This window comes from Haematobacter genomosp. 1, from assembly GCF_002196855.1.
In the GTDB taxonomy this organism is placed as follows: domain Bacteria; phylum Pseudomonadota; class Alphaproteobacteria; order Rhodobacterales; family Rhodobacteraceae; genus Haematobacter.
The window spans coordinates 1-21595 of sequence record NZ_NIPW01000041.1; the positions used below are offsets into that span (position 1 = coordinate 1).

General features: G+C 67.1%; 18 protein-coding genes and 1 tRNA gene. 15 read left to right on the top strand and 4 right to left on the bottom strand.

Translation table 11 applies throughout. The features are described from left to right. The 8 genes from CDV49_RS20545 to CDV49_RS17540 form a co-directional block, all read left to right on the top strand. The coding region (locus CDV49_RS20545) for a cell envelope biogenesis protein TolA (RefSeq protein WP_088216681.1) at window positions 1-1009 on the top strand (1009 nt) is incomplete at its 5' end. Next, window positions 1006-2343, top strand: a complete 1338-nt coding sequence (gene tolB / locus CDV49_RS17510; RefSeq protein WP_088216682.1) for a Tol-Pal system beta propeller repeat protein TolB — start codon at window positions 1006-1008, stop codon at window positions 2341-2343. The genes CDV49_RS20545 and tolB, both read left to right, overlap by 4 nt. Before the next feature lie 117 nt (window positions 2344-2460). Continuing rightward, window positions 2461-3024, top strand: a complete 564-nt coding sequence (gene pal, locus CDV49_RS17515) for a peptidoglycan-associated lipoprotein Pal (RefSeq protein WP_088216683.1) — start codon at window positions 2461-2463, stop codon at window positions 3022-3024. Between the two features lie 10 nt (window positions 3025-3034). After that, window positions 3035-3868: a tol-pal system protein YbgF gene (gene ybgF / locus CDV49_RS17520; RefSeq protein ID WP_306424955.1), complete on the top strand. Its 834-nt coding sequence runs from the start codon at window positions 3035-3037 to the stop codon at window positions 3866-3868. Continuing rightward, complete coding sequence (gene tilS / locus CDV49_RS21015; RefSeq protein WP_306424956.1) at window positions 3859-5124, top strand: tRNA lysidine(34) synthetase TilS; 1266 nt, start codon at window positions 3859-3861, stop codon at window positions 5122-5124. Before ybgF ends, tilS begins: the two co-directional genes overlap by 10 nt. An 87-nt stretch (window positions 5125-5211) precedes the next feature. Beyond that, window positions 5212-7119 carry an ATP-dependent zinc metalloprotease FtsH gene (gene ftsH, locus CDV49_RS17530; RefSeq protein ID WP_088216684.1) on the top strand — a complete coding sequence of 636 codons (1908 nt, stop codon included), beginning with the start codon at window positions 5212-5214 and terminating at the stop codon, window positions 7117-7119. A 96-nt stretch (window positions 7120-7215) separates the two neighbouring features. After that, window positions 7216-8217: a magnesium transporter CorA family protein gene (locus tag CDV49_RS17535; RefSeq protein ID WP_179209256.1), complete on the top strand. Its 1002-nt coding sequence runs from the start codon at window positions 7216-7218 to the stop codon at window positions 8215-8217. After that, window positions 8214-8996, top strand: a complete 783-nt coding sequence (locus CDV49_RS17540; RefSeq protein WP_306424957.1) for a methyltransferase domain-containing protein — start codon at window positions 8214-8216, stop codon at window positions 8994-8996. The genes CDV49_RS17535 and CDV49_RS17540 overlap by 4 nt, the downstream gene beginning before the upstream one ends. A gap of 128 nt (window positions 8997-9124) precedes the next feature. On the opposite strand, the gene CDV49_RS17545 is transcribed toward CDV49_RS17540, so the two are convergent. From CDV49_RS17545 to CDV49_RS17560, 4 genes are all read right to left on the bottom strand, one after another. Then, a tRNA-Gly gene (locus tag CDV49_RS17545) sits at window positions 9125-9199 on the bottom strand. A gap of 132 nt (window positions 9200-9331) precedes the next feature. Next, window positions 9332-9685 carry a DUF1428 domain-containing protein gene (locus tag CDV49_RS17550; RefSeq protein WP_088216687.1) on the bottom strand — a complete coding sequence of 118 codons (354 nt, stop codon included), beginning with the start codon at window positions 9683-9685 and terminating at the stop codon, window positions 9332-9334. A 77-nt stretch (window positions 9686-9762) separates the two neighbouring features. Then, window positions 9763-11517, bottom strand: a complete 1755-nt coding sequence (locus CDV49_RS17555; RefSeq protein WP_088216688.1) for a monovalent cation:proton antiporter-2 (CPA2) family protein — start codon at window positions 11515-11517, stop codon at window positions 9763-9765. A gap of 127 nt (window positions 11518-11644) precedes the next feature. Beyond that, on the bottom strand, window positions 11645-13216 hold the full coding sequence (locus CDV49_RS17560; protein WP_088216689.1) for a fatty acyl-CoA synthetase: 1572 nt from the start codon (window positions 13214-13216) through the stop codon (window positions 11645-11647). 298 nt (window positions 13217-13514) lie between these two features. Between CDV49_RS17560 and CDV49_RS17565 the strand changes: the two genes are divergently transcribed. The 7 genes from CDV49_RS17565 (at window position 13515) to hutU (ending at window position 21595) form a co-directional block, all read left to right on the top strand. Then, window positions 13515-14456, top strand: a complete 942-nt coding sequence (locus CDV49_RS17565) for an ABC transporter substrate-binding protein (protein WP_088216690.1) — start codon at window positions 13515-13517, stop codon at window positions 14454-14456. Window positions 14457-14557: 101 nt separating this feature from the next. After that, the gene (locus CDV49_RS17570; protein ID WP_088216691.1) at window positions 14558-15331 is read left to right on the top strand and encodes an ABC transporter permease; all 774 of its coding nucleotides are present in this window, start codon (window positions 14558-14560) and stop codon (window positions 15329-15331) included. Further along, window positions 15328-16110: an ABC transporter ATP-binding protein gene (locus tag CDV49_RS17575; protein ID WP_088216692.1), complete on the top strand. Its 783-nt coding sequence runs from the start codon at window positions 15328-15330 to the stop codon at window positions 16108-16110. The genes CDV49_RS17570 and CDV49_RS17575 overlap by 4 nt, the downstream gene beginning before the upstream one ends. A gap of 215 nt (window positions 16111-16325) precedes the next feature. After that, the gene (gene hutI, locus CDV49_RS17580; RefSeq protein ID WP_088216693.1) at window positions 16326-17558 is read left to right on the top strand and encodes an imidazolonepropionase; all 1233 of its coding nucleotides are present in this window, start codon (window positions 16326-16328) and stop codon (window positions 17556-17558) included. After that, window positions 17555-19111: a histidine ammonia-lyase gene (hutH, locus tag CDV49_RS17585; protein WP_088216694.1), complete on the top strand. Its 1557-nt coding sequence runs from the start codon at window positions 17555-17557 to the stop codon at window positions 19109-19111. Before hutI ends, hutH begins: the two co-directional genes overlap by 4 nt. Window positions 19112-19113: 2 nt before the next feature. Then, window positions 19114-19914: an N-formylglutamate deformylase gene (gene hutG, locus CDV49_RS17590; RefSeq protein WP_088216695.1), complete on the top strand. Its 801-nt coding sequence runs from the start codon at window positions 19114-19116 to the stop codon at window positions 19912-19914. Window positions 19915-19918: 4 nt separating this feature from the next. After that, window positions 19919-21595, top strand: a complete 1677-nt coding sequence (gene hutU / locus CDV49_RS17595; protein ID WP_088216696.1) for a urocanate hydratase — start codon at window positions 19919-19921, stop codon at window positions 21593-21595.

The following is a 21595-nucleotide window of genomic DNA, read 5'->3' on the forward strand; positions in this document are numbered from 1 at the left end:
GCTGCCCGCCGAACCGCCGCCGGAAACGGCGCCGGAAGGGGTGGTGGTGCTCGGCCCCCCGATCTCGGACCGGCCCCCGGCGCAGGAAACGCCGCCCGCGCCGAAAGTGTCCGAGCGGCCGAAGCAGCGCCCGGTGAGCCGCGTGGCCCCCACGCCGACCGAAGCGCCGCCCCCCGAAGCCAAGACCGCCGAGACGCGGCAGGAGGCCGTGCGCGCCGATGCGCCCGCGCCGCCCAAGGAGGCGAGGGAAGCACAGGAGGCCACCGCACCCGAGGAGGCGACAACCCGCGTCGTGACGGAGGCGACAGAGGTCGCGGAGGAAGCCGCGGCCCCGAAACCCGCCGCCCCCGCCTCCGCGGCGCCCCCCCGGAACCGGCCGGAGAAGCCGAAGCCCGAGATGAAACCGGTGGAAACCGCCGCGGTCGAGCCGGAGAAGAAGCCGCAGCCGCCGAAACCCGTCTCCAAGCCGGATGCGCCGAAGGAAACCAGGAAGGAACCGCCGAAGCCCGCGGAACCCGCCCGCGAACCGCCGAAGAAGGAAGCGCCGAAAGAGCCCAGGAAAGCGGAGGCCCCGAAGCCCGCCGCTTCCGATGCGATCGCCGATGCCGTGGCCGCCGCCGTTGCGGGCGGCGCTTCCAGCGCGTCGGGGAGTGGCACCGGAGGGCGGGGCACCGCGCCTTCCGGCCCGCCCATGACCTCCGGGGAGAAGGATGCGCTTCGCGTCGCGGTGCAGTCCTGCTGGAACGTCGGCTCGCTCTCCTCCGAGGCGCAGAACGTCACGGTCACACTCGGCGTAAAAATGGCGCAGAGCGGCATCCCGGAGGGCGGCTCCGTGCGCATGATCGGGTATGAGGGCGGTTCGGAGACCGCGGCGCGGCAGGCCTATGAGGCCGCGCGCCGGGCCATCCTCCGCTGCGGAGCCAAGGGCTTTCCGCTGCCGGCCGAGAAATACGAACAGTGGCGGGACATCGAGATGGTGTTCAACCCGGAGAGCATGAGGATCAAATGAAAGTGCTGCGGACAGCCCTTGGCGCGACGGCGATCGCGCTCGCCTGCCTCGCCGCGACCGCGACGGTTGCCCCGGCGCAGAACGGGCCGCTGAGGATCGAGATCACCGATGGGGTGATCGAACCTCTGCCCTTCGCCATCCCGCCGTTCATCGCGGCGAACGGCGGCGCGCAGCAGCTTGCCGCCGACATCTCCCGCGTCGTGGCGGCGGATCTGGTGGGAACGGGGCTGTTCCGGGAAATCCCGCCCTCCGCCTATATCTCGCGCGTGACCTCCTTCGACAGCCCGGTGCAGTATCAGGACTGGAAGGCGATCAACGCGCAGGCGCTCATCACCGGGGCCGTGTCGGTCGAGGGCGGGCGCGTCACGGTGAAATTCCGCCTGTTCGACGTGTTCTCGGGCCAGCCGCTGGGCGAGGGGCTTCAGTTCACCGGGAGCCAGCAGGGCTGGCGGCGGATGGCGCACAAGGTCGCCGATCAGGTCTATTCCCGCATCACCGGCGAGGGGCCGTATTTCGACAGCCGGGTGGTGTTCGTCTCCGAAAGCGGGCCGAAGGACGCGCGGGTCAAGCGGCTTGCCGTCGCGGATTACGATGGGGCCAGCATGGGCTTCCTGTCCGACGGGCGGGCCATCGTGCTCGCGCCCCGCTTCTCGCCCTCGGGCGACAGGGTGCTCTACACCTCCTATGAATCCGGCTTTCCGCGCATCTACATCATGGACGTGGCCAGCGGCAGCCGCCGCGCGCTCGACGATCAGCCGGGCACGATGACCTTCGCGCCGCGCTTCTCGCCCGATAGCCAGCGGGTGATCTTCTCGCTCTCGCAGGGGGGGAACACGGATATCTACGCGCTCGACATCGCGTCGGGTCGGCGGACCCAGCTCACCTCCACCCCCGCCATCGAAACCGCGCCCAGCTTCTCGCCCGACGGGCGGCAGATCGTGTTCGAGAGCGACCGCTCCGGCTCGCAGCAGCTTTACATCATGGGCGCGAACGGCGGCGAGGCACGGCGGATTTCCTTTGGCGAGGGGCGCTACGGCACGCCGGTCTGGTCGCCGCGCGGCGATCTCATCGCCTTTACCAAGCAGAACGCCGGCCGCTTCCATATCGGCGTGATGCGCACCGACGGGTCGGAGGAGCGGCTGCTCACCGCCTCCTATCTCGATGAGGGTCCGACATGGTCGCCGAACGGGCGTGTCATCATGTTCACCCGTGAAGGCGCGGGGGCCGGTGGCCAGTCGCAGCTGTTCTCCGTGGACATTTCGGGCCGGAACCTGAAGCGGGTGCCGGTGAACGGCTCCGCCTCCGACCCGGCCTGGTCGCCGCTGATGAAATGAAGGCCCGCCGGCCCGCCGCGGGCGGGCAGGCGCGAACGTGAACGGACACTGGGCCGCGCGGCGTTTCCACAACGGCTGCGGCATGTTAAACAGCCTCAAGCGAGGACGGGGACAGAAATGAAATTCGCAACGACAGCACTTCTTCTGGTGGCAGGCCTCGGGCTTGCCGCATGTAACAACCCGGACAAATACGCGACCGGCGCGGGCGGCTACGGTGCAGGCGGGGCCGGGGGTGTCGGCGGCGCTGGCGGTGCGGGCGGCTATGGGGCCGACGGCATCGGGACATCCGGTATCGGGGATGCGTCCAATCCGCGCTCCATCGCCTATTTCAACCAGACGGTCGGGGATCGGGTGCTGTTCCTCGTCGATCAGTCCACGGTTTCGCCGCAGGCCCGCACGATCCTCGACGGGCAGGCGCGCTGGCTTGCCACCAATCCCGAATACCGCATCACAATCGAAGGCCATGCCGACGAACAGGGCACGCGGGAATACAACCTCGCGCTTGGCGCGCGGCGGGCGAATGCGGTGCAGGAATACCTGATCTCCCAGGGCATCGCGCCCAGCCGGATGCGGACGGTGAGCTATGGCAAGGAACGCCCCGTCGCCACCTGCCCCGATGAAAGCTGCTTTGCGCAGAACCGTCGTGCCGTGACGGTCCTCGCCTCCGGCGCGGGAAGCTGAGGCGACAGTGATGCTCAGTCTGCGTCTTATCGTCCTCTGCACGGGTCTGGCGCTTCCGATCGCCGCGGGAGCGCAGAACCGGCAGGAGACGCTGGCCGATATCCGCAAGGAGGTGAACAGCCTGTCCTCGGAGGTCCAGTCCCTCCGCTCGGAGATGATCGCCTCTGCCGGACAGGGCGGGCCGCGGATCAGCGGCACGACCCTCCAGCGGCTCGACCTCATCGAGGCGGAGCTTCAGCGCCTGACCAATCGGACGGAGGAGCTTGGCCACCGGATCGGCAAGGTGGCCGACGATGCGGCGAACCGCATCGGCGACCTTGAGTTCCGGCTGACGGAGCTGGAGGGGGGCGACCCCACGGCAGCCGGGGCCGCGGCCCCGCTGGGCGGCGGGGGGGCGGCCCCCTCGCAGAACGCGCCCAGGACATCCACCCCCGCGCCCGCTTCCGCAGCGGCGCAGAAGGCCGTGGGCGAGCAGGCGGATTTCGATCGGGCCCGGGCGGTGCTCGATCAACGTGACTTTCGCACCGCCGCGGGTCTCTTCACCACCTTTGCCGAAACCTACCCGGCGGGCGCACTGACGGGCGAGGCACATTACTACCGCGGCGAGGCGCTTGCCGCGGATGGCGATACGCTCGGCGCCGCCAAGGCCTATCTGGAGAGCTATTCCGGCTGGCCGCGCGGTGAGCGGGCGTCGGAATCGCTGCTGAAGCTTGGCACCAGCCTCGGCGATCTGGGTCAGACCAACGATGCCTGCACCACGCTGTCGCAGGTTTCCGTGCTCTATCCCGATACGCCTGCCGTGGCCCAGGCGACCACGGCGATGCAGAAGCTCGGATGCAACTGACGCCAGAGGAGGCCTTTGCCGGTGCGATGGCAAGGCTTCTTCCGGCGCAATCCTCCTCCCCTATGCCCTCTCTGGGGCTTGCCGTCTCGGGCGGCGGCGATTCCATGGCGCTGACCTGGATCGCGCATCGCTGGGCGCGGGAGCGGGGCGTGGCCCTGCACCTCGCTACGGTCGATCACGGATTGCGCCCGCAGGCGGCGGCGGAGGCGGCGGACGTCGCGGCTTTCGCGGCGCGACTTGGTCTTTCGCATGACACCCTTCACTGGCGGGGCTGGGATGGGCGCGGCAACCTGCAGGATGCCGCCCGCCGCGCCCGCCGCCGCCTGCTCTCCGCATGGGCGGGGGAGCGGGGGCTGGGGGCGGTCCTCATCGCGCATACCGCCGACGATCAGGCGGAGACCTTTCTCTTGCGCCTCGCCCGCGGTTCCGGCGTCGATGGGCTGTCGGCCATGCGGGAGTCGCGGCGGGAGGCGGGGCTGCTCTGGCTCCGCCCGCTGCTCGGCGTGCGCCGCGAGGCGCTGCGGGAGCTGCTGCGGCGGCAGGGCATCGGCTGGGCCGAAGATCCCAGCAATGCCGATCCGCGCTATGATCGTGTGCGCATGCGTCAGGCGCTCCCGGCGCTCGGCGCCCTCGGCCTGACGGTGGAGCGGCTCTCGGACACGGCCGCGCGGCTCGCCGAGGCGCGGGATGCGCTTGCGGTTCAGGCGGCGCTTGCGGCGCGGCGGCTCCTTCGGGTGGAGGCGGGGGATGTGCTCGTCGATCTCGCGGGGCTGGCGGCGGAACCGGTGGAGATTCGCGCGCGCCTGCTTTCGGCCGCGCTTTGCTGGGTGTCGTCGGCGGAATACCGCCCTCGCCGGGCGGCGTTGGACCGGCTCTCGGCGGATCTCGCAAGGGGGACGGGCGGCACGCTGCACGGATGCCTTGTGACGGAGCGGCACGGTGTCGCACGAATCGGACGGGAGCCGCAGGCGGTTCTGGGGCTGCGCCGCGCCGCGCCGGGCGTCTGGGATCATCGCTGGCGGCTTTTTGGCCCCGATTGCGATGAGTTGGAAATCGGGGCGCTGGGGCCCGGCGGCCTGTCACAACGGCCCCGCTGGCGGGAAAGCGGCCTGCCGCGCCGCACGCTCCTCGCCCAACCCGCCCTCTGGCAGGGCCAGCGACTCATCGCCGTGCCGGTGCTGGAACCCGGTGGTGCGTGGCGCGCGGAACTGCTGGGCGGAGCGGACGCGTTCCATTCCTCCCTCATCCCGCATTGAACCTCCCCCCGTATTCTCTATCTTAGGGGGTAGCAGCGCGTGAGCCCGGACTTTTCCCGGGTTGGCGCGTATCAAGGGGAGTATCTCGTGGGTAACGCGCGCAACATTGCGTTCTGGGTCGTCCTGTTCCTTCTGATCCTGGCGCTGTTCAACCTGTTCAGCGGCGGCCAGTCCACCATGGCCTCCCGCACGGTGGCCTATTCGGATTTCATCGAGCAGATCGACAACGGCGGCATCAGCAACGTCACCATCGACGGTGAGCGGATCCTGTTCCGCGACAAGGACGGTCAGCAATATGTCACCATTCAGCCGCAGGGCGCGAATGTCGCCGACAAGCTGATCGCCAAGAACGTCAGCGTGAACGTGGAGCCGCAGGAGCAATCGGGCTTCCTGTCGCTTCTGTCGCTGTGGCTGCCGTTCCTCGTGCTGATCGGTATCTGGATCTTCTTCATGAACCGGATGCAGGGTGGTGGACGCGGCGGCGCGATGGGTTTCGGCAAGTCGCGCGCGAAGCTGCTGACGGAAAAGCATGGCCGCGTGACCTTTGACGACGTTGCCGGCATCGACGAGGCCAAGGAAGAGCTGGAGGAGATCGTGGAATTCCTGCGGAACCCGCAGAAGTTCTCCCGTCTCGGCGGCAAGATCCCCAAAGGCGCCCTGCTCGTCGGCCCGCCCGGCACCGGCAAGACGCTGCTCGCCCGCGCCATCGCGGGGGAGGCGGGCGTGCCGTTCTTCACCATCTCCGGCTCCGACTTCGTCGAGATGTTCGTGGGTGTGGGTGCGTCCCGCGTGCGCGACATGTTCGAGCAGGCGAAGAAGAACGCGCCCTGCATCGTCTTCATCGACGAGATCGACGCGGTCGGCCGCTCGCGTGGCGTGGGCTACGGCGGCGGCAACGATGAACGCGAACAGACGCTGAACCAGCTTCTGGTCGAGATGGACGGGTTTGAGGCGAACGAGGGCATCATCATCGTCGCGGCCACCAACCGGCCCGACGTGCTGGACCCGGCACTGCTGCGCCCCGGCCGCTTCGACCGGCAGATCCAGGTGCCGAACCCGGACATCAAGGGACGGGAGAAGATCCTCTCCGTCCATGCCCGCAAGGTGCCGCTCGGCCCCGACGTGGACCTGCGCATCATCGCTCGGGGGACGCCCGGCTTCTCGGGCGCCGATCTCGCCAACCTCGTCAACGAGGCCGCGCTGATGGCTGCCCGTGTGGGCCGGCGGTTCGTGACGATGGAGGACTTCGAGAACGCCAAGGACAAGGTGATGATGGGCGCGGAACGCCGCTCCATGGTCATGACCGAGGACGAGAAGAAGCTGACCGCCTATCACGAGGCCGGTCACGCCATCGTCGGCCTGAACGTTCCTCAGCATGATCCGATCCACAAGGCGACGATCATCCCGCGCGGTCGCGCGCTGGGGCTGGTGCTGTCGCTGCCGGAGCGGGATACGCTCTCCGTCACCATGACGAAGTACAAGTCGAAGATCGCCATGGCGATGGGCGGCAAGGTGGCGGAGGAGCTGATCTTCGGTCGGGAAAACGTCACCTCTGGCGCGACCTCCGACATTCAGCAGGCGTCGCGAATCGCGCGCGCGATGGTGACGCAGTTCGGCATGTCGGATCAGCTCGGCAATATCGACTACGCCAACGAACAGCAGAGCTATCTCGGCAATTACTCGGGCGGCACAACCCATTCGCCCGAGACGCAGGAGAAGATCGACGCGGAAGTCCGCCGTATCGTTGACGAGGGCTTCGACCGTGCCCGCACGATCCTGACCGAGAAGAACGAGGATCTGCATCGGCTTGCACAGGGCCTTCTGGAATATGAAACCCTCACGGGGGACGAAATCCGAAAGGTCATCGCGGGCGAGCCCCTCAGCCGCGGCAATGATGACGACGCACCGCCGAGCGGACTGCCGCCCAGCCTGACGGCGATCCCGAAGACGCCCCGGCCGAAACCGTCGGGTCTTGAACCGGAATCCTCCGCCTGACCTTGAAGCGGCGCGCGGTTTGAGCCAGATCATAAGCGCCCCGGAGCCATGGCCGCTCCGGGGCGTTTTCTTGTCTCCAGCTCCCAGGAGGAGGCCATGATCAAACTTTTCGGTCAGACGGCGGGCCAGCTCAAACCGCTCGACATAGATCCTGCCGTGCCGCTTCCGGTCGAGGCTGCGGTCTGGATAGACTTGTACCAACCGACGCGGGAGGAGGAGCAGTCGCTCGAAGCGGCGCTCGGCATCTCCATCCCGACGCGGGCCGACATGAACGAGATCGAGGCCTCCTCCCGCTTCTATCATGAGGACGGGGCGCTGTTCATGACGGCAAACGTGCTTTCGCGGCCCGCACAGGGAACCGGCGACCCCGCGCAGCAGGACGTGTTCCTGTCGATGCCGGTCACCTTCATTCTGGTCGGCGCGCATCTGGTGACGGTCCGTTACCACGAACCCCGCTCCTTTCAGATGTACACCAACTGGGCGGAGCGCGGCGATGCGCCCTGCGCCAATGGCAACAGCGTGTTGCTCGGTCTGTTCGAGGCCATCGTTGACCGTCTTGCCGATATCGCGGAGGAGGCGGGCACGGGGCTGGACCTCATCGGGGCCCGGCTGTTCGATTCGCTTCCCGACGATGGCGCCCCGGACGAGACGCTCGACATGCTGGTGGAACGTATCGGGCGGGCCGAGGATCTGAACGGCAAGATCATGGCCTCCATCGTCACGCTGAACCGCGTGGTGACGGCGATGAGCACGCTGCCGAAGATGGATGCGAAGAGGGACGCGAAACTCCGGCTGAAGACGCTGGGGCGCGACCTTCAATCCGTGTCGGATCACGTGGAGCGGCAGGCCCGGCGCATCACCTTCCTGCTCGATTCCACCCTTGGCAAGATCAACATCGAACAGACGGGCATCATCAAGATCTTCTCCGTCATGTCGCTGGTCTTCATGCCGCCGACGCTGATCGCGTCCATCTATGGGATGAACTTCGATTTCATGCCGGAGTTGCACTGGGAGGGCGCGTATTACGTGGTGATCGTGCTGATGATCGTCTCCTCCGTCGCGCCATATCTGTATTTCAGGAAAAGGGGCTGGCTGTGAACGACTGGAATCCCGAACTTTACCACCGGTTTGCCGATCTGCGGTTGCGGCCTGCGCTGGACCTGATGGCGCAGGTGCCGCGCCTGCCCGAAGGCGATGTGATCGACCTTGGCTGCGGTAGCGGGGCGGCGGGGCCCGCGCTTGCTGCCCGCTTTCCGGGGCGGCGGATCATCGGCGTGGACAGTTCCCCGGCCATGCTGGCCAAGGCCGGGGAGGCGGGCATCTATGCCGATGTGATCGAGGCGGATGCCGCCACCTGGCGACCGGACACACCGCCCGCCCTCATCTTTTCCAACGCGCTGCTGCAATGGCTGCCGGACCACGACACGCTGATGCCGCACCTCGTCGCGCTGCTGGAGCCTTATGGCGTTCTGGCAGTGCAGATGCCGCGGCAGGAGGCTGCCCCCTCGCATCGGCTGATCCGGGAAGTGGCCGCCGCGCGTTACCCGGACCGGTTCGGCGACCCGGAGGCATTCCGCACGACGCTCCGCCCCGCGACCGGTTATGTCCGGCTCTTGGAGCCGGAGGGCGAGATCAACGCGTGGGAAACCGAATACGTCCAGCGGCTGCAACACTCGGCGGAGGGGCACCCGGTGCGGCTGTTCACCAGTTCCACGGCGATGCGGCCGGTGCTGGACAGGCTGACGGCGGCCGAGCAGGCGGATTTTATCGCGGCCTATGAAGCAGCAATCTCTCCGTTCTATCCGCAGGAGCCGGACGGAACGGTGCTGTTTCCGTTCTTGCGGCTGTTTTTCGTTCTTCGGCGCGGGATCCTGTGATCCCGCCCGTAGCCGGGGGAGATGCCGGTTCCCGAAACCTTTCCCGTCGAAGCAGTACAGCATAAGCGGCCGGACATGCCAAAGCTCCCCCGGAGGGGAGTTTTCTGATCGACTTGACGGAGAAAAATTGGAGCGGGCGATGGGATTCGAACCCACGACCCCAACCTTGGCAAGGTTGTGCTCTACCCCTGAGCTACGCCCGCTTCCTTCTGGGTGAGGGTCATTTATCCAACCGTGCTCGGACCCGCAAGACCAAAAACGAAGATTTCTGCGAATTCCCTTTTGCGCGCTGCGAAGGGCAGGGACAGGGCGGGTGTCGGGGGGCGAGCGGGTGGTCAGGGCCGGCGGACGACCACCTCGAAGCCGCCATAGATCATCCTGTCCATGCTGAAGGGCGGGTCTTCCGCGTCTGACGACAGGCGCGGATCTGACATGACCTTTTCATTGACGGCGTCGCGATGCGCCCTGTCGCGGAAGGTGATCCATGAGAAGAACACCACCTCGTCATCGGCCAGCAGCACCGCCTGCGGAAAGGAGGTGAAGGGCCCCGAGGCGATATCATCGCCCTTTGCCTCCACCACGCTCAGCGCGCCATGTTCCGTCCAGAGCGATCCGGCCAGATCGGCGAGCTTGCGGTAATCCTCCATCCGGCTCTTTTTGACCGGGACGACGAAACCGTCCACATACATCCGGCATCTCCCACTTCCCTTGGAGGGAGACTAGCGCGCGGCGATGAACGCGCAACGCGGGTGAGGGGCCGAACGCGTCAATTCTGTTTCATGTTGCCGATCAGCAGATCACGCCCGGCAAAGATCCCGCCGCTGATCTCCTGCTCCAGCCGTTCCTTGTCGCGCTGCCGGATACTGGCGACGAGATCGCGGATCGTGTCCTCGTCGTTGTCCATGCGGCGGAGCGCCTCCTCCGCCATCACGAAGGCGGATTCCATGGTTTCGCGGATCTGCCAGTCCACCCCGGCATGGACGAGTTCCAGCACATGTTCCCGGTCCCAGGCACGGGCAAGCACGGGTACGTGCGGAAACTCCGATTTCATCAGCTCGACCGCCTTCACCGCTGCCGTCTTGTCGTCCATCGCGATGAGGACGAGCTTTGCCTCGCCCGCGCCCGCCGCATGCAGGATATCGAGTCGCGAGCCGTCACCGTAATGCACCTTGAAGCCGTATTCCGCCGCGCTGCGGATCGCATCGGGGTCGATGTCGATGATGGTGATCGAACAGAGCTGACCCAGAAGCGGCTGGCTGGCGATCTGACCGAAGCGGCCAAAGCCGACCAGAAGGACGCTGGCGCGCTGATTGCTGACTGCTTCAACGCCTTCCATCGAAGGGGTTTCGGGCGGGGTCAGGCGATCGTGGATGATGATGAGGATCGGCGTCAGCACCATGGAGACGATGATCATCGCGGTGAGGATGGCGTTTTCCTCTCCGGTGAAGATCCCCGCGCTCGTTGCGGCGGCATAGAGGACGAAGGCAAACTCTCCGCCCTGCGCCATGAGCACCGCACGCTCGAACGCTTCACGGTTGCTGGCGCGGAACAGCCGGGCTACGGCATAGATGCCCGCCATCTTCAGGATCATGTATCCCGCGACGCAGATGGCGATCAGGCCGATATTCGCGGCGATCACATTGAGATCCAGCGCCATCCCGACGCCGAGGAAGAACAGCCCGAGCAGGATGCCGCGGAACGGCTCCACATCCGCCTCAAGCTGATGCCGGAACGAGGATTCGGAGAGCAGCACACCGGCCAGAAATGCGCCCATCGCCATGGACAGGCCCGCCCATTCCATGACGAGCGCCGCGCCCAGCACGACCAGCAGCGCCGCCGCCGTCATCACCTCCCGCGCCCTGGAGCGCGCGAGCAGCGAGAAAAGCGGATCGAGCAGCCACAATCCCGCCACGACCAGCGCGCCGATGGCCGCCAGACCCGTCAGGATGGAGGTGAGCCGGTGCGCCAGCGTCACCTCCTCCCCTCCGCCGGGGGCGATGAAGGCGACGATGGCAAGAAGCGGGACGATCGCGAGATCCTCCAGCAGCAGCACAGCCACGATCCTGCGCCCGGAGGGGAGGCCCAGTTGCCGCCGCTCCTCCAGCATCTGCATCACGATGGCAGTGGAGGTGAGCACGAAGCCCGTCCCCGCCACGAAGCTTTCCGCCAGCGAATACCTCAGCGACAGCCCGACGCAGGTCAGAAGCGCGATGCAGACCAGAACCTGCGTCGCGCCAAGTCCGAAGATATCCCCGCGCATCGACCAGAGGCGGGAGGGCTGCATCTCCAGCCCGATGACGAACAGGAAGATGACGACCCCAAGCTCCGCCACGTGAATGATCGCCTGCGGATCGTGGAACAGCGCCAGCCCGTAAGGGCCGACGACAAGCCCGGCCGCGAGATAGCCCAGCACCGAGCCGAGGCCCAAGCGTTTGAACAGCGGCACGGCAATGACCGCCCCGGCAAGCAGAGCCACGACCTGAAGCATGTCAAAGCCGTGGCTGGCCGTTTCACCTTCCATGCGATCCTCCGCGCGCGCTGTAGCAAGGAGTAGCACGGGAATGCGAAAAGGCTATCGCCATATGGTCTGACCGGAAGATGAGGGCCCGCCGGGCGGGACTCCCTTCCGGCCCGCCCTCACTCCGCCGTTACTCCGCCGTCTCCGCGTTCAGCCCGGCATATTCGTTGCGGAGTTCCCGCTTGAGCAGCTTGCCCGCGCTGTTCCGGGGGATGTCCGCGCGCACGACGACGCGCTTCGGCAGTTTGAACGGCGCCAGACGGGAGCGGCAGAAGTCGATCAGTTCCTCCTCCGTCGCCGTCATGCCGGGGCGGAAGACGACGATGGCCGTCACCGCCTCGATCCACCGTTCGTGCGGCAGGCCGACCACCGCGACTTCGGAGATGGCGGGGTGCTTGAAGATCGCCTCCTCCACCTCGCGGCTCGCCACCATGGTGCCGCCGGTCTTGATGACATCCTTCACCCGGTCAACGACATAGAGAAACCCTTCGTCGTCGAAATAGCCGATGTCGCCGCTGTGGAACCAGCCGCCCGCAAAGGCTTCCTCCGTCGCCTCCGGCTTGTCCCAGTAGCCGATCAGGAGCTGGGGCGAGCGATGCACGATTTCGCCATGGGTGCCGGGGGGCACGTCGTTCATGGCTTCGTCCACCACGCGGGTCTCGACCGTCATCGCGGGTTTGCCGGCAGAGGCGGGACGAGTGTCGTGGTCCTCCGGCCGCAGGACGGTGGCAAGCGGTGCGATCTCGCTCTGGCCATAGCAGTTATAGGCCCCCGATCCCGGCAGCCGCGCGCGCAGTTCCTGCAGGACCGGCACCGGCATGATCGAGGCTCCGTAGTAGAGCTTTGCAAGGCTGGAAAGGTTCCGCTTGTCGAAATCCGGGTGGCGAAGCAGGCTGATCCACACGGTCGGCGGCGCGAAGAAGGAGGTGATGGCCTCCTCCTCGCACAACCGCAGGACCGTCTCGGCTGCGGGCGTCTCGATCAGCAGGGTGGAGGCCCCGAGCAGCAGTTGCGGCATGGTGAACACATGCATCTGCGCCGAATGGTAGAGCGGCAGTGCCGCCAGCGCCCGATCCTCCCGCTTGAGGTCGAGTTCCAGCGCGCAGGCCATGTATTCCGACAGCAGCGCCCGATGGGTCATCATCGCGCCCTTCGGGGCGGCCGTGGTTCCCGAGGTGTAGAGGAGTTGAACGAGGTCGTTCTCATCCACCGGCAGCAGGTCGAGCCGCGGATCCGACGGGCCGGAGGCGGCTGTCAATACGTCGAATCCATGGCCACCGTGCAACGTTCCAACGAGCTGGATGCCCGCCGCTTTCGCGATCTCCGTGGCCAGCGGCGCCAGCGCCGGATCATGGAACACCGCCGTGGCACCGGACTGGCGGAGCAGGTAATCCAGCTCCGGCGCGGTCAGCGCATAGTTCACGGGAACATGAACCAGCCCTGCCCGCGCGCAGGCAAGCCAGAGGATGAGGTAGGCATCGGAATTGCGCCCGAACGCTGCGACCCGTTCCCCGCGCGACAATCCGGCGGCGACCAGCGCGCCCGCGGTCGCGTCCACCGCGCGCAGCAGCTCGTCATAGCTCCAGCGCCGGGTGCCGAAACTCAGGGCGAGCCTTTCGCTGTTCCGGCGGGCCGAGCGGCGGAACGCGTCGTAGATCGTGTTGCGCCGGGCGAGCGCGCCGGCACGGGTATCGTCGGTCATGTCTTCCTCCTCGTAACGCGCGTCCCCGTGGGGCCTCCGTCGCGCGCCGTCCTCCGCCGGCGATGCCGGTGCTGCCATCCTGTCGAGTCCCGGGAATACCCGCAAGTAGCCGCGCAGTCGCATTGCCACTTGGCTCGTATTGGTCCCCCTGGTGAGCCGGACGCGAGCCGACTGGGCACGCATGCGTAATTATTGGGCGATGCCCCATTTTTCCGCGATCTTCTGGTGAATTTGTATAGACAAAAGCAGCTTTCAGGCGTCCTGCTAGGCAAAAGACTACTGAACAGGGTTGAAAAAGATGACTGTCAGAACGCTTCTCGGCGCTTTCGCGCTGGGTCTCATCTCCAGCGCGGCAAGCGCTGCCACTCCCGTTACGGTCGGGCTTTCCGGCTGGACGGGGTTCGCACCCCTCACGCTTGCCAAGGAAGCGGGGATCTTCGAGAAGAACGGGCTCGACGTGTCGCTGAAGAAGATCCCGCAGGCCAGCCGGGGCCTCGCCATGGCGTCGGGTGACATTCATTGCGCGGCGACCACGGTGGAAACCTGGCTGGTGTGGAGCGCGAACGGCGTGCCTGCCAAGCAGATCTTCCAGCTCGACAAATCGCATGGCGCGGACGGGATGGTGGTGCGCGGCAATGTCGAGAAGATCTCCGACCTGAAGGGCAAGACGATCGCCGCTTCGGCCCCCGGCACCTCACCCTATTTCTTCCTCGCCTGGATCCTCAATGAAAACGGGCTGAAGATGTCGGACGTGCGCGTGGTGAACCTGGAGCCGGGACCGGCGGCGCAGGCCTTCATCGCCGGGCAGAACGACGCGGCGATGACCTATGAGCCCTATCTCTCCTCCGTGCGGGAGGCAAAGGATGCGGGCAAGATCATCGCCACGACGATCGACTACCCCGCCGTGATGGATACCTTCGGCTGCACCCCAGATTTCCTGTCGAAGAACCCGGAGGCCGCAAAGGCGCTGGCGAAAAGCTATCAGGAGGCGCTCGACCTCATCAAGGCGGAGCCGGAGAAGGCCTTCGGCATCATGGGCGCCGACGTGAACCAGACGGCGGAGCAGTTCAAGGGCTCGGCCCAGTATCTCGAATGGCAGGATCTGGCGGCGGCCAAGACCTTCTTCGCGGGCGAATACCTCGATTTCGCGGGCAAGGCCGGGAAGCTGATGGTGGAGATGGGCCTGCTGAAGTCCGAGCCTGACGTGGCCGCGCTGATCGACACGCAGTTCATTCAGTAACGCAACGACCGGGCGGGGGCGCTGCCTCCGCCCGCCTGCAATGACAGCCGACAGCCGATGGCCTGTTCGGACCAACAACCGGGAAGGCCGCCGGAACGCTCATGAAACCGCTCGAACCGATAAGCCCGCGCCTGCGCATGGTGCTGGGGATCATCTTCTTCATCCTGTTCTTCGCCCTCTGGGCGGGGGTCACGCTCACGGGTTACGTCTCGCCCACCTTCCTCGCCAGCCCGGTGCAGATGCTCAAGGACGGCTGGTGGCTGCTCACGGAACGCGGCTTCCTGACGGATATCGGCATGACGGCCTGGCGGGTCTTCGGGGGCTTCGCCATGGCGACGGTGGTGGCGGTGCCACTGGGCATCGCCATGGGTGCCTACAAGCCGATAGAGGCTTTGTTCGAGCCGTTCGTGTCCTTTGCGCGCTACCTGCCTGCCTCGGCTTTCGTGCCGCTGCTCATCCTCTGGGCGGGGATCGGCGAAATGCAGAAGCTGCTCGTCATCTTCATCGGCTCGGTGTTCCAGCTCATCCTGATGATCGCGGTGATCGTGGCGGGCACGCGCAAGGATCTGGTGGAGGCCGCCTATACGCTCGGCGCGCGCCAGAACGGCATCCTGCGCCGGGTGATTCTGCCCTCCGCCGCACCCGAGATCGCCGAGACGCTGCGGCTCGTGCTCGGCTGGGCCTGGACCTATGTGATCGTGGCGGAGCTGATCGGCGCATCGTCGGGCATCGGCTACATGATCATCAACGCACAAAGCCTGATGGCGACGGGGCAGATGATCTTCGGCATCATCGTCATCGGGGTGATCGGCCTGATCACCGACCTTGCCTTCCGCCGCCTGAACCTGCGCCTTTTCGCCTGGAGATACACATGAGCCTTCTGGAGATCCGCGGCGTCACGCGCACCTTTCCCGGCGTCCGGGGCGGCCAGCCGGTGCTCGCCCTGCAACCCACCGACCTTACGCTGGAGGAGAACGATTTCGTCACCATCCTCGGTCCCTCCGGCTGCGGCAAGTCCACGCTCCTTCGCATGGTGGCGGGGCTGGACACGCCCACCGCCGGGACGATCACGCTGGACGGCAGGCCGGTGAAGGGTCCGGGCGCGGAGCGGGGGATGGTGTTTCAGTCCTATACGCTGTTCCCCTGGCTGACGGTGCGCCAGAACATCGCCTTTGGCCTGCGGGAGAAGGGCGTGTCGGCGGGCGAGCAGAAGGACATCGTGGAGAGCTACATCGACCGGGTGGGCCTGCGCGGGTTCGAGGAGCACTGGCCGCGCCACCTGTCGGGCGGCATGCAGCAGCGCTGCGCCATCGCGCGGGCGCTGGCCAACCAACCGCGCGTCCTGCTGCTGGACGAGCCCTTCGGCGCTCTGGACAACCAGACCCGGAGCCTGATGCAGGAGCTGCTGCTGGGGATCTGGGAGCGGGAACAGAAGACGGTGATCTTCGTGACCCACGACATCGAGGAAGCGGTCTTCATGGCCTCCCGCGTGGTGACAATGAGCGCGCGTCCAGGGCGGATCAAGTCGATCACGCCGGTGCCGTTCGGCCATCCGCGGGACTACACGCTCAAATCCTCGCCCGAATTCTCGCAGATCCGGCTGAAGCTGACGGAGGAAATCCGGGGCGAGGCGATCGCGGCAGCCGCGCATTGACGGTGGGCCGGGAGATATCCCGGCCAGCCGCCACCAGCAGCCATGACGCCCTGAAAGACGGACGGCAGTTCCCCGCCGAGGCAGGCGGGGCAGTGCGGCGGAAATGGCACCATGGCGTGTCATGCGACGGGCCCTTCTTCAAAACATGTGGAAGCGGGCGGGAAAATAGGTGCTAATATGTACATACATATTAGGCGAATCGGACGGAGAGCGACATGGAACTCTTTTCTGACGGCGCAGGCGGCAACGGCTCCGGCCTGTGGCGCAATGCCCGCCTCCTGACGATGGTCGAAGGCGCCGCTCCGGTGGAGCAGGGCGCGGTGGCGGTGCGGGACGGGCGGATCATCTATGCCGGGCCGGAGGCGGGGCTGCCGGAGGGCCTGGATGATCTTTCCGTCACGGATTGCGGCGGGGGGTGGATCCTGCCCTCCTTCGTGGATTGCCACACGCATCTGGTCTTTGCCGGCAACCGCGCGCGGGAGTTCGAGATGCGCCTGGCCGGGGCGAGCTACGAGGATATCGCCCGGGCGGGGGGCGGCATCCTCTCCTCCGTCGCTGCGGTGAATGCGGCGGAGGAGGATCGCCTGCTGGCCGAAAGCCTCCCCCGGCTGGACGCCATGCTGGCGGAGGGCACCTCCACCGTCGAGATCAAGTCTGGCTACGGGCTGAACATCGGGGCCGAACTGCGGATGCTGCGCGTCGCCCGTCGTCTGGGCAGGATGCGGAGTGTGCGGGTCAGGACGACATGGCTCGCCGCCCATGCCGTGCCGCCGGATTACCGCGGCCGGAACGCCGACTACATCCGGGAGGTCGCCATCCCCGGGCTGGAACAGGGCCATGAGGAGGGGCTGATCGACGCGGTGGACGGGTTCTGCGAGCGGATCGCCTTCACCACGGAGGAGCTTCGCCTGCTCTTCGAGAGGGCGCGGGCGCTCGGCCTGCCGGTGAAACTCCATGCGGAGCAGCTGTCGGATTCCGGCGGCAGTGCCTTCGCGGCGGGATATGGCGCGCTGTCCTGCGACCATCTGGAATATCTCGACGCCACGGGCATTGCGGCGATGGAGGCGGCCGGGACGGTCGCCGTGCTGCTGCCCGGTGCGACCTATGCGATCCGGGAGGCGCAAATGCCCCCCGTTGCCGGTCTGCGCGAGGCGGGCGTGCCCATCGCGCTTGCCACCGACTGCAACCCCGGAAGCTCCCCGCTCACCTCCCTGCTGCTGACGATGAACCTTGGCGCCACGCTGTTCCGCCTGACGGTGGCGGAATGTCTGGCCGGGGTCACGCGGGAGGGCGCGCGCGCGCTTGGCCTTCTGGCGGAGACGGGCACGCTGGAGGCGGGCAAGAGCGCCGACTTCACCCTGTGGCAGATCGGGTCGCCTGCGGAACTGGTCTACTGGCTGGGCTTCAATCCCGCGCATCAGCGGGTCTATCGCGGATTTGCCGAATGACGATCACGCTGACACCGGGGCAGGTGACGCTTGCCCAGCTTGAACGCATCTATCGCGACGGCGCTGCCGCGCGGCTGGACCCGGCGACTGCGCCGGGGATCGCGCGGGCCGCGGCGCGCATCGCCGCCATCGCTGCGGGGAACGAGGCCGTCTATGGCGTGAACACCGGCTTTGGCAAGCTCGCCTCCATCCGCATCGGGGCCGCCGATACCGCGACGCTCCAGCGCAACCTGATCCTGTCGCATTGCTGCGGCGTGGGGGAGCAGCTGCCCGAACCGGTGGTGCGGCTGATCCTGGCGCTGAAGCTCGTGTCGCTGGGGCGGGGTGCCTCCGGCGTGCGGCCGGCGGTGACGGCGCTTCTGGAGGAGATGCTGGCGCGGGGGGTCGTGCCGGTCATTCCGGGACAGGGGTCGGTGGGCGCGTCGGGTGACCTGGCGCCGCTCGCCCATATGGCCGCCGTGATGATGGGCGAGGGGGAGGCCGTCGTCGGCGGCACCCGTCTTCCGGGCCGCGATGCGCTGATGCAGGCGGGCCTGTCCCCCGTGGTTCTGGCCGCCAAGGAGGGGTTGGCCCTCATCAACGGTACGCAGGTTTCCACCGCTCTGGCGCTGGCCGGGCTGTTCGGCGCGCATCGGGCGGCGCAGGCGGCGCTGGTGACGGGCGCGCTCTCCACCGATGCGGCGATGGGGTCGTCCGCGCCCTTCCACCCGGAAATCCACCGCCTGCGCGGCCATCGCGGCCAGATCGACGCGGGCGCGGCGCTCGCCGCGCTGCTGGACGGCTCGGCGATCCGCGAAAGCCATCTGGAGGGCGATACCCGCGTGCAGGATCCCTACTGCATCCGCTGCCAGCCGCAGGTGGACGGCGCGGCGCTCGACCTGATCCGGCAGGTGGGCCGCACGCTGGAGGTGGAGGCGAATGCGGTGACGGACAACCCGCTGGTGCTGACCGATGACAGCGTGGTCTCCGGCGGCAATTTCCATGCGGAGCCGGTGGCCTTCGCCGCCGACATCCTCGCGCTGGCCGTGTCGGAGATCGGGGCGATCGCCCAGCGGCGGATCGCGCTGCTGGTGGATCCGGCGCTGTCTTTCGGGCTGCCCGCGTTTCTGGCGGCGGAGCCGGGGCTGAACTCCGGGCTGATGATCGCAGAGGTCACCTCCGCCGCCTTGATGAGCGAAAACAAGCAGATGACCCACCCGGCCTCGGTCGATTCGACGCCCACATCGGCCAATCAGGAGGATCACGTCTCCATGGCCTGCCACGGCGCGCGGCGGCTGCTGCGGATGGTGGAGAACCTAAACGCCATTCTGGGGATAGAGGCGCTGACCGCCACGCAGGGCATCGAATTCCGTGCGCCGCTGGCGACCAGCCCGGGCCTTGGCAGGGTGATGGCCGTGGTGCGCGGCGTGGTGCCGACCCTGACGCAGGACCGCTACATGGCCCCCGATCTGGCGGCAGCGGCGGCGCTGGTGGCCAGCGGCGCGCTGACCGCGCCGGTCGCCGACATGCTGCCCAGACTGGAGGCCGGATTGGAGGCCGGATTGGAAGGATGACAATGCAGGTATTCGAGGTTTCCGAAGGGGAGGGGCCGGTCATTCTGGGCCTGCCGCATACCGGCACATGGGTGCCGAATGACGTGGCAAAGACGCTGAACGAGCGGGGCCGGGGGCTGGACGATACGGACTGGCACATCGAGCGGCTCTATGCGGACCTGCTGCCCGGCGTCACCACGGTCCGGGCGCGGTTCCACCGCTACGTGATCGACGCGAACCGCGATCCGTCGGGGGAGAGCCTGTATCCCGGGCAGAACACTACCGGCCTCGTGCCGCTCACCGATTTCGACGGCAACCCGATCTGGGCGGAGACGCCCGATGCGGCGGAGGTGGAGCGGCGGCGGCTGGCCTTCCATGCGCCCTATCACGCGGCACTGGCCGCGCAGGTGGAGCGGGTGCGGGCAAGGCATGGCGTGGCGATCCTCTATGACTGCCATTCGATCCGCAGCCGCATCCCCTTCCTGTTCGAGGGTACGCTCCCCGATTTCAACGTGGGCACCAACAACGGCACGACCTGCGCACCGCAGGTGGCGGAGGCCTTGACCGGCGTCACCACCGCGGCGGAGGGCTATACGCATGTCCTTAACGGGCGCTTCAAGGGCGGCTGGACGACGCGCCACTACGGGCGGCCCCTTGAGGGCATCCACGCGATACAGATGGAGCTTGCCCAATCCACCCACCTTTCCACCGAAGCCCAACCCTTCGCCTATGACGAGACGAAGGCCGCGCGGCTCCGCCCGCATCTTTCCCTGATCCTCCACCGCCTCGCCGCGCTTGCGGCTGCGCTTGCCCGCAAGGAATAACGCCATGAACGCCGATCCCCGCCACAACCAGCGCGACATCTTCCCGCCGACCGGCACGGAACTGAACGCGAAAAGCTGGCTCACCGAAGCACCGCTGCGGATGCTGATGAACAACCTTCACCCCGACGTGGCGGAGCGCCCGCATGACCTCGTGGTTTATGGCGGCATCGGGCGGGCGGCCCGGACATGGGCCGATTTCGACCGGATCGTCGCGACGCTGAAGACGCTCAACGATGACGAGACGCTGCTGGTGCAATCCGGCAAGCCGGTGGGCGTGTTCCGCACCCACAAGGACGCGCCGCGCGTGCTGATCGCCAATTCCAACATCGTGCCGCATTGGGCGAACTGGGAGCATTTCAACGAACTCGATCGCAAGGGCCTGATGATGTACGGCCAGATGACGGCCGGGTCTTGGATCTACATCGGCGCGCAGGGCATCGTGCAGGGCACCTACGAGACCTTCGTGGAACTGGGCCGCCAGCATTACAACGGCGATCTCAAGGGAAAATGGGTGCTGACCGGTGGCCTGGGCGGCATGGGCGGCGCGCAGCCGCTGGCCGCCGTGATGGCGGGCGCCTGCTGTCTGGCGGTGGAATGCGACGAAAGCCGCATCGATTTCCGCCTGCGCACCCGTTACGTCGATGAAAAGGCCCATACGCTGGACGAGGCGCTGGAAAAGATCGACCGCTGGACGAAGGCGGGGGTGGCGAAATCCGTGGGTCTGGTGGGCAATGCCGCCGAGATCTTCCCCGAGCTCCTGAAACGCGGCATCCGCCCGGACATCGTGACGGATCAGACCTCCGCCCATGATCCGGTGCACGGCTACCTGCCCGAAGGCTGGGGGGTCGCCGAATGGCGCGCAAAGCAGGAGAGCGACCCGGAAGCGGTGAACCGCGCCGCCCGCGCCTCCATGCGGCGGCATGTGGAGGCGATGGTGGGCTTCCACGACGCGGGCGTGCCCACGGTGGATTACGGCAACAACATCCGGCAGATGGCGCTGGAAGAAGGGTTCGAGCGCGCCTTCGCCTTCCCCGGTTTCGTGCCCGCCTGCATCCGGCCGCTGTTCTGCCGCGGCATCGGGCCGTTCCGCTGGGCGGCGCTGTCGGGCGACCCGGAGGATATCGCGAAAACCGATGCCAAGGTGAAGGAGCTGATCCCGGACAACCCGCATCTGCACAACTGGCTGGACATGGCGGCGGAGCGGATCGCGTTTCAGGGTCTGCCCGCGCGGATCTGCTGGGTGGGGCTGGGCGACCGGCACCGGCTGGGCCTTGCCTTCAACGAGATGGTGGCCAACGGCGAGCTGAAGGCCCCGGTGGTGATCGGGCGGGATCACCTCGACTCCGGCTCCGTCGCCAGCCCCAACCGGGAGACGGAGGCGATGCGTGACGGGTCCGACACCGTGTCTGACTGGCCACTGCTCAATGCCCTGCTGAACACCGCCTCCGGCGCGACCTGGGTGTCGCTGCATCATGGCGGCGGCGTGGGCATGGGCTTCAGCCAGCATGCGGGCATGGTCATCTGCTGCGACGGGACGGAGGATGCCGCGCGCCGGATCGAGCGGGTGCTGTGGAACGACCCGGCCACGGGTGTGATGCGCCACGCCGATGCCGGCTACGACATCGCCATCGACTGCGCCACGGAACACGGGCTGCGCCTGCCCGGCATTCTGGGGAACTGA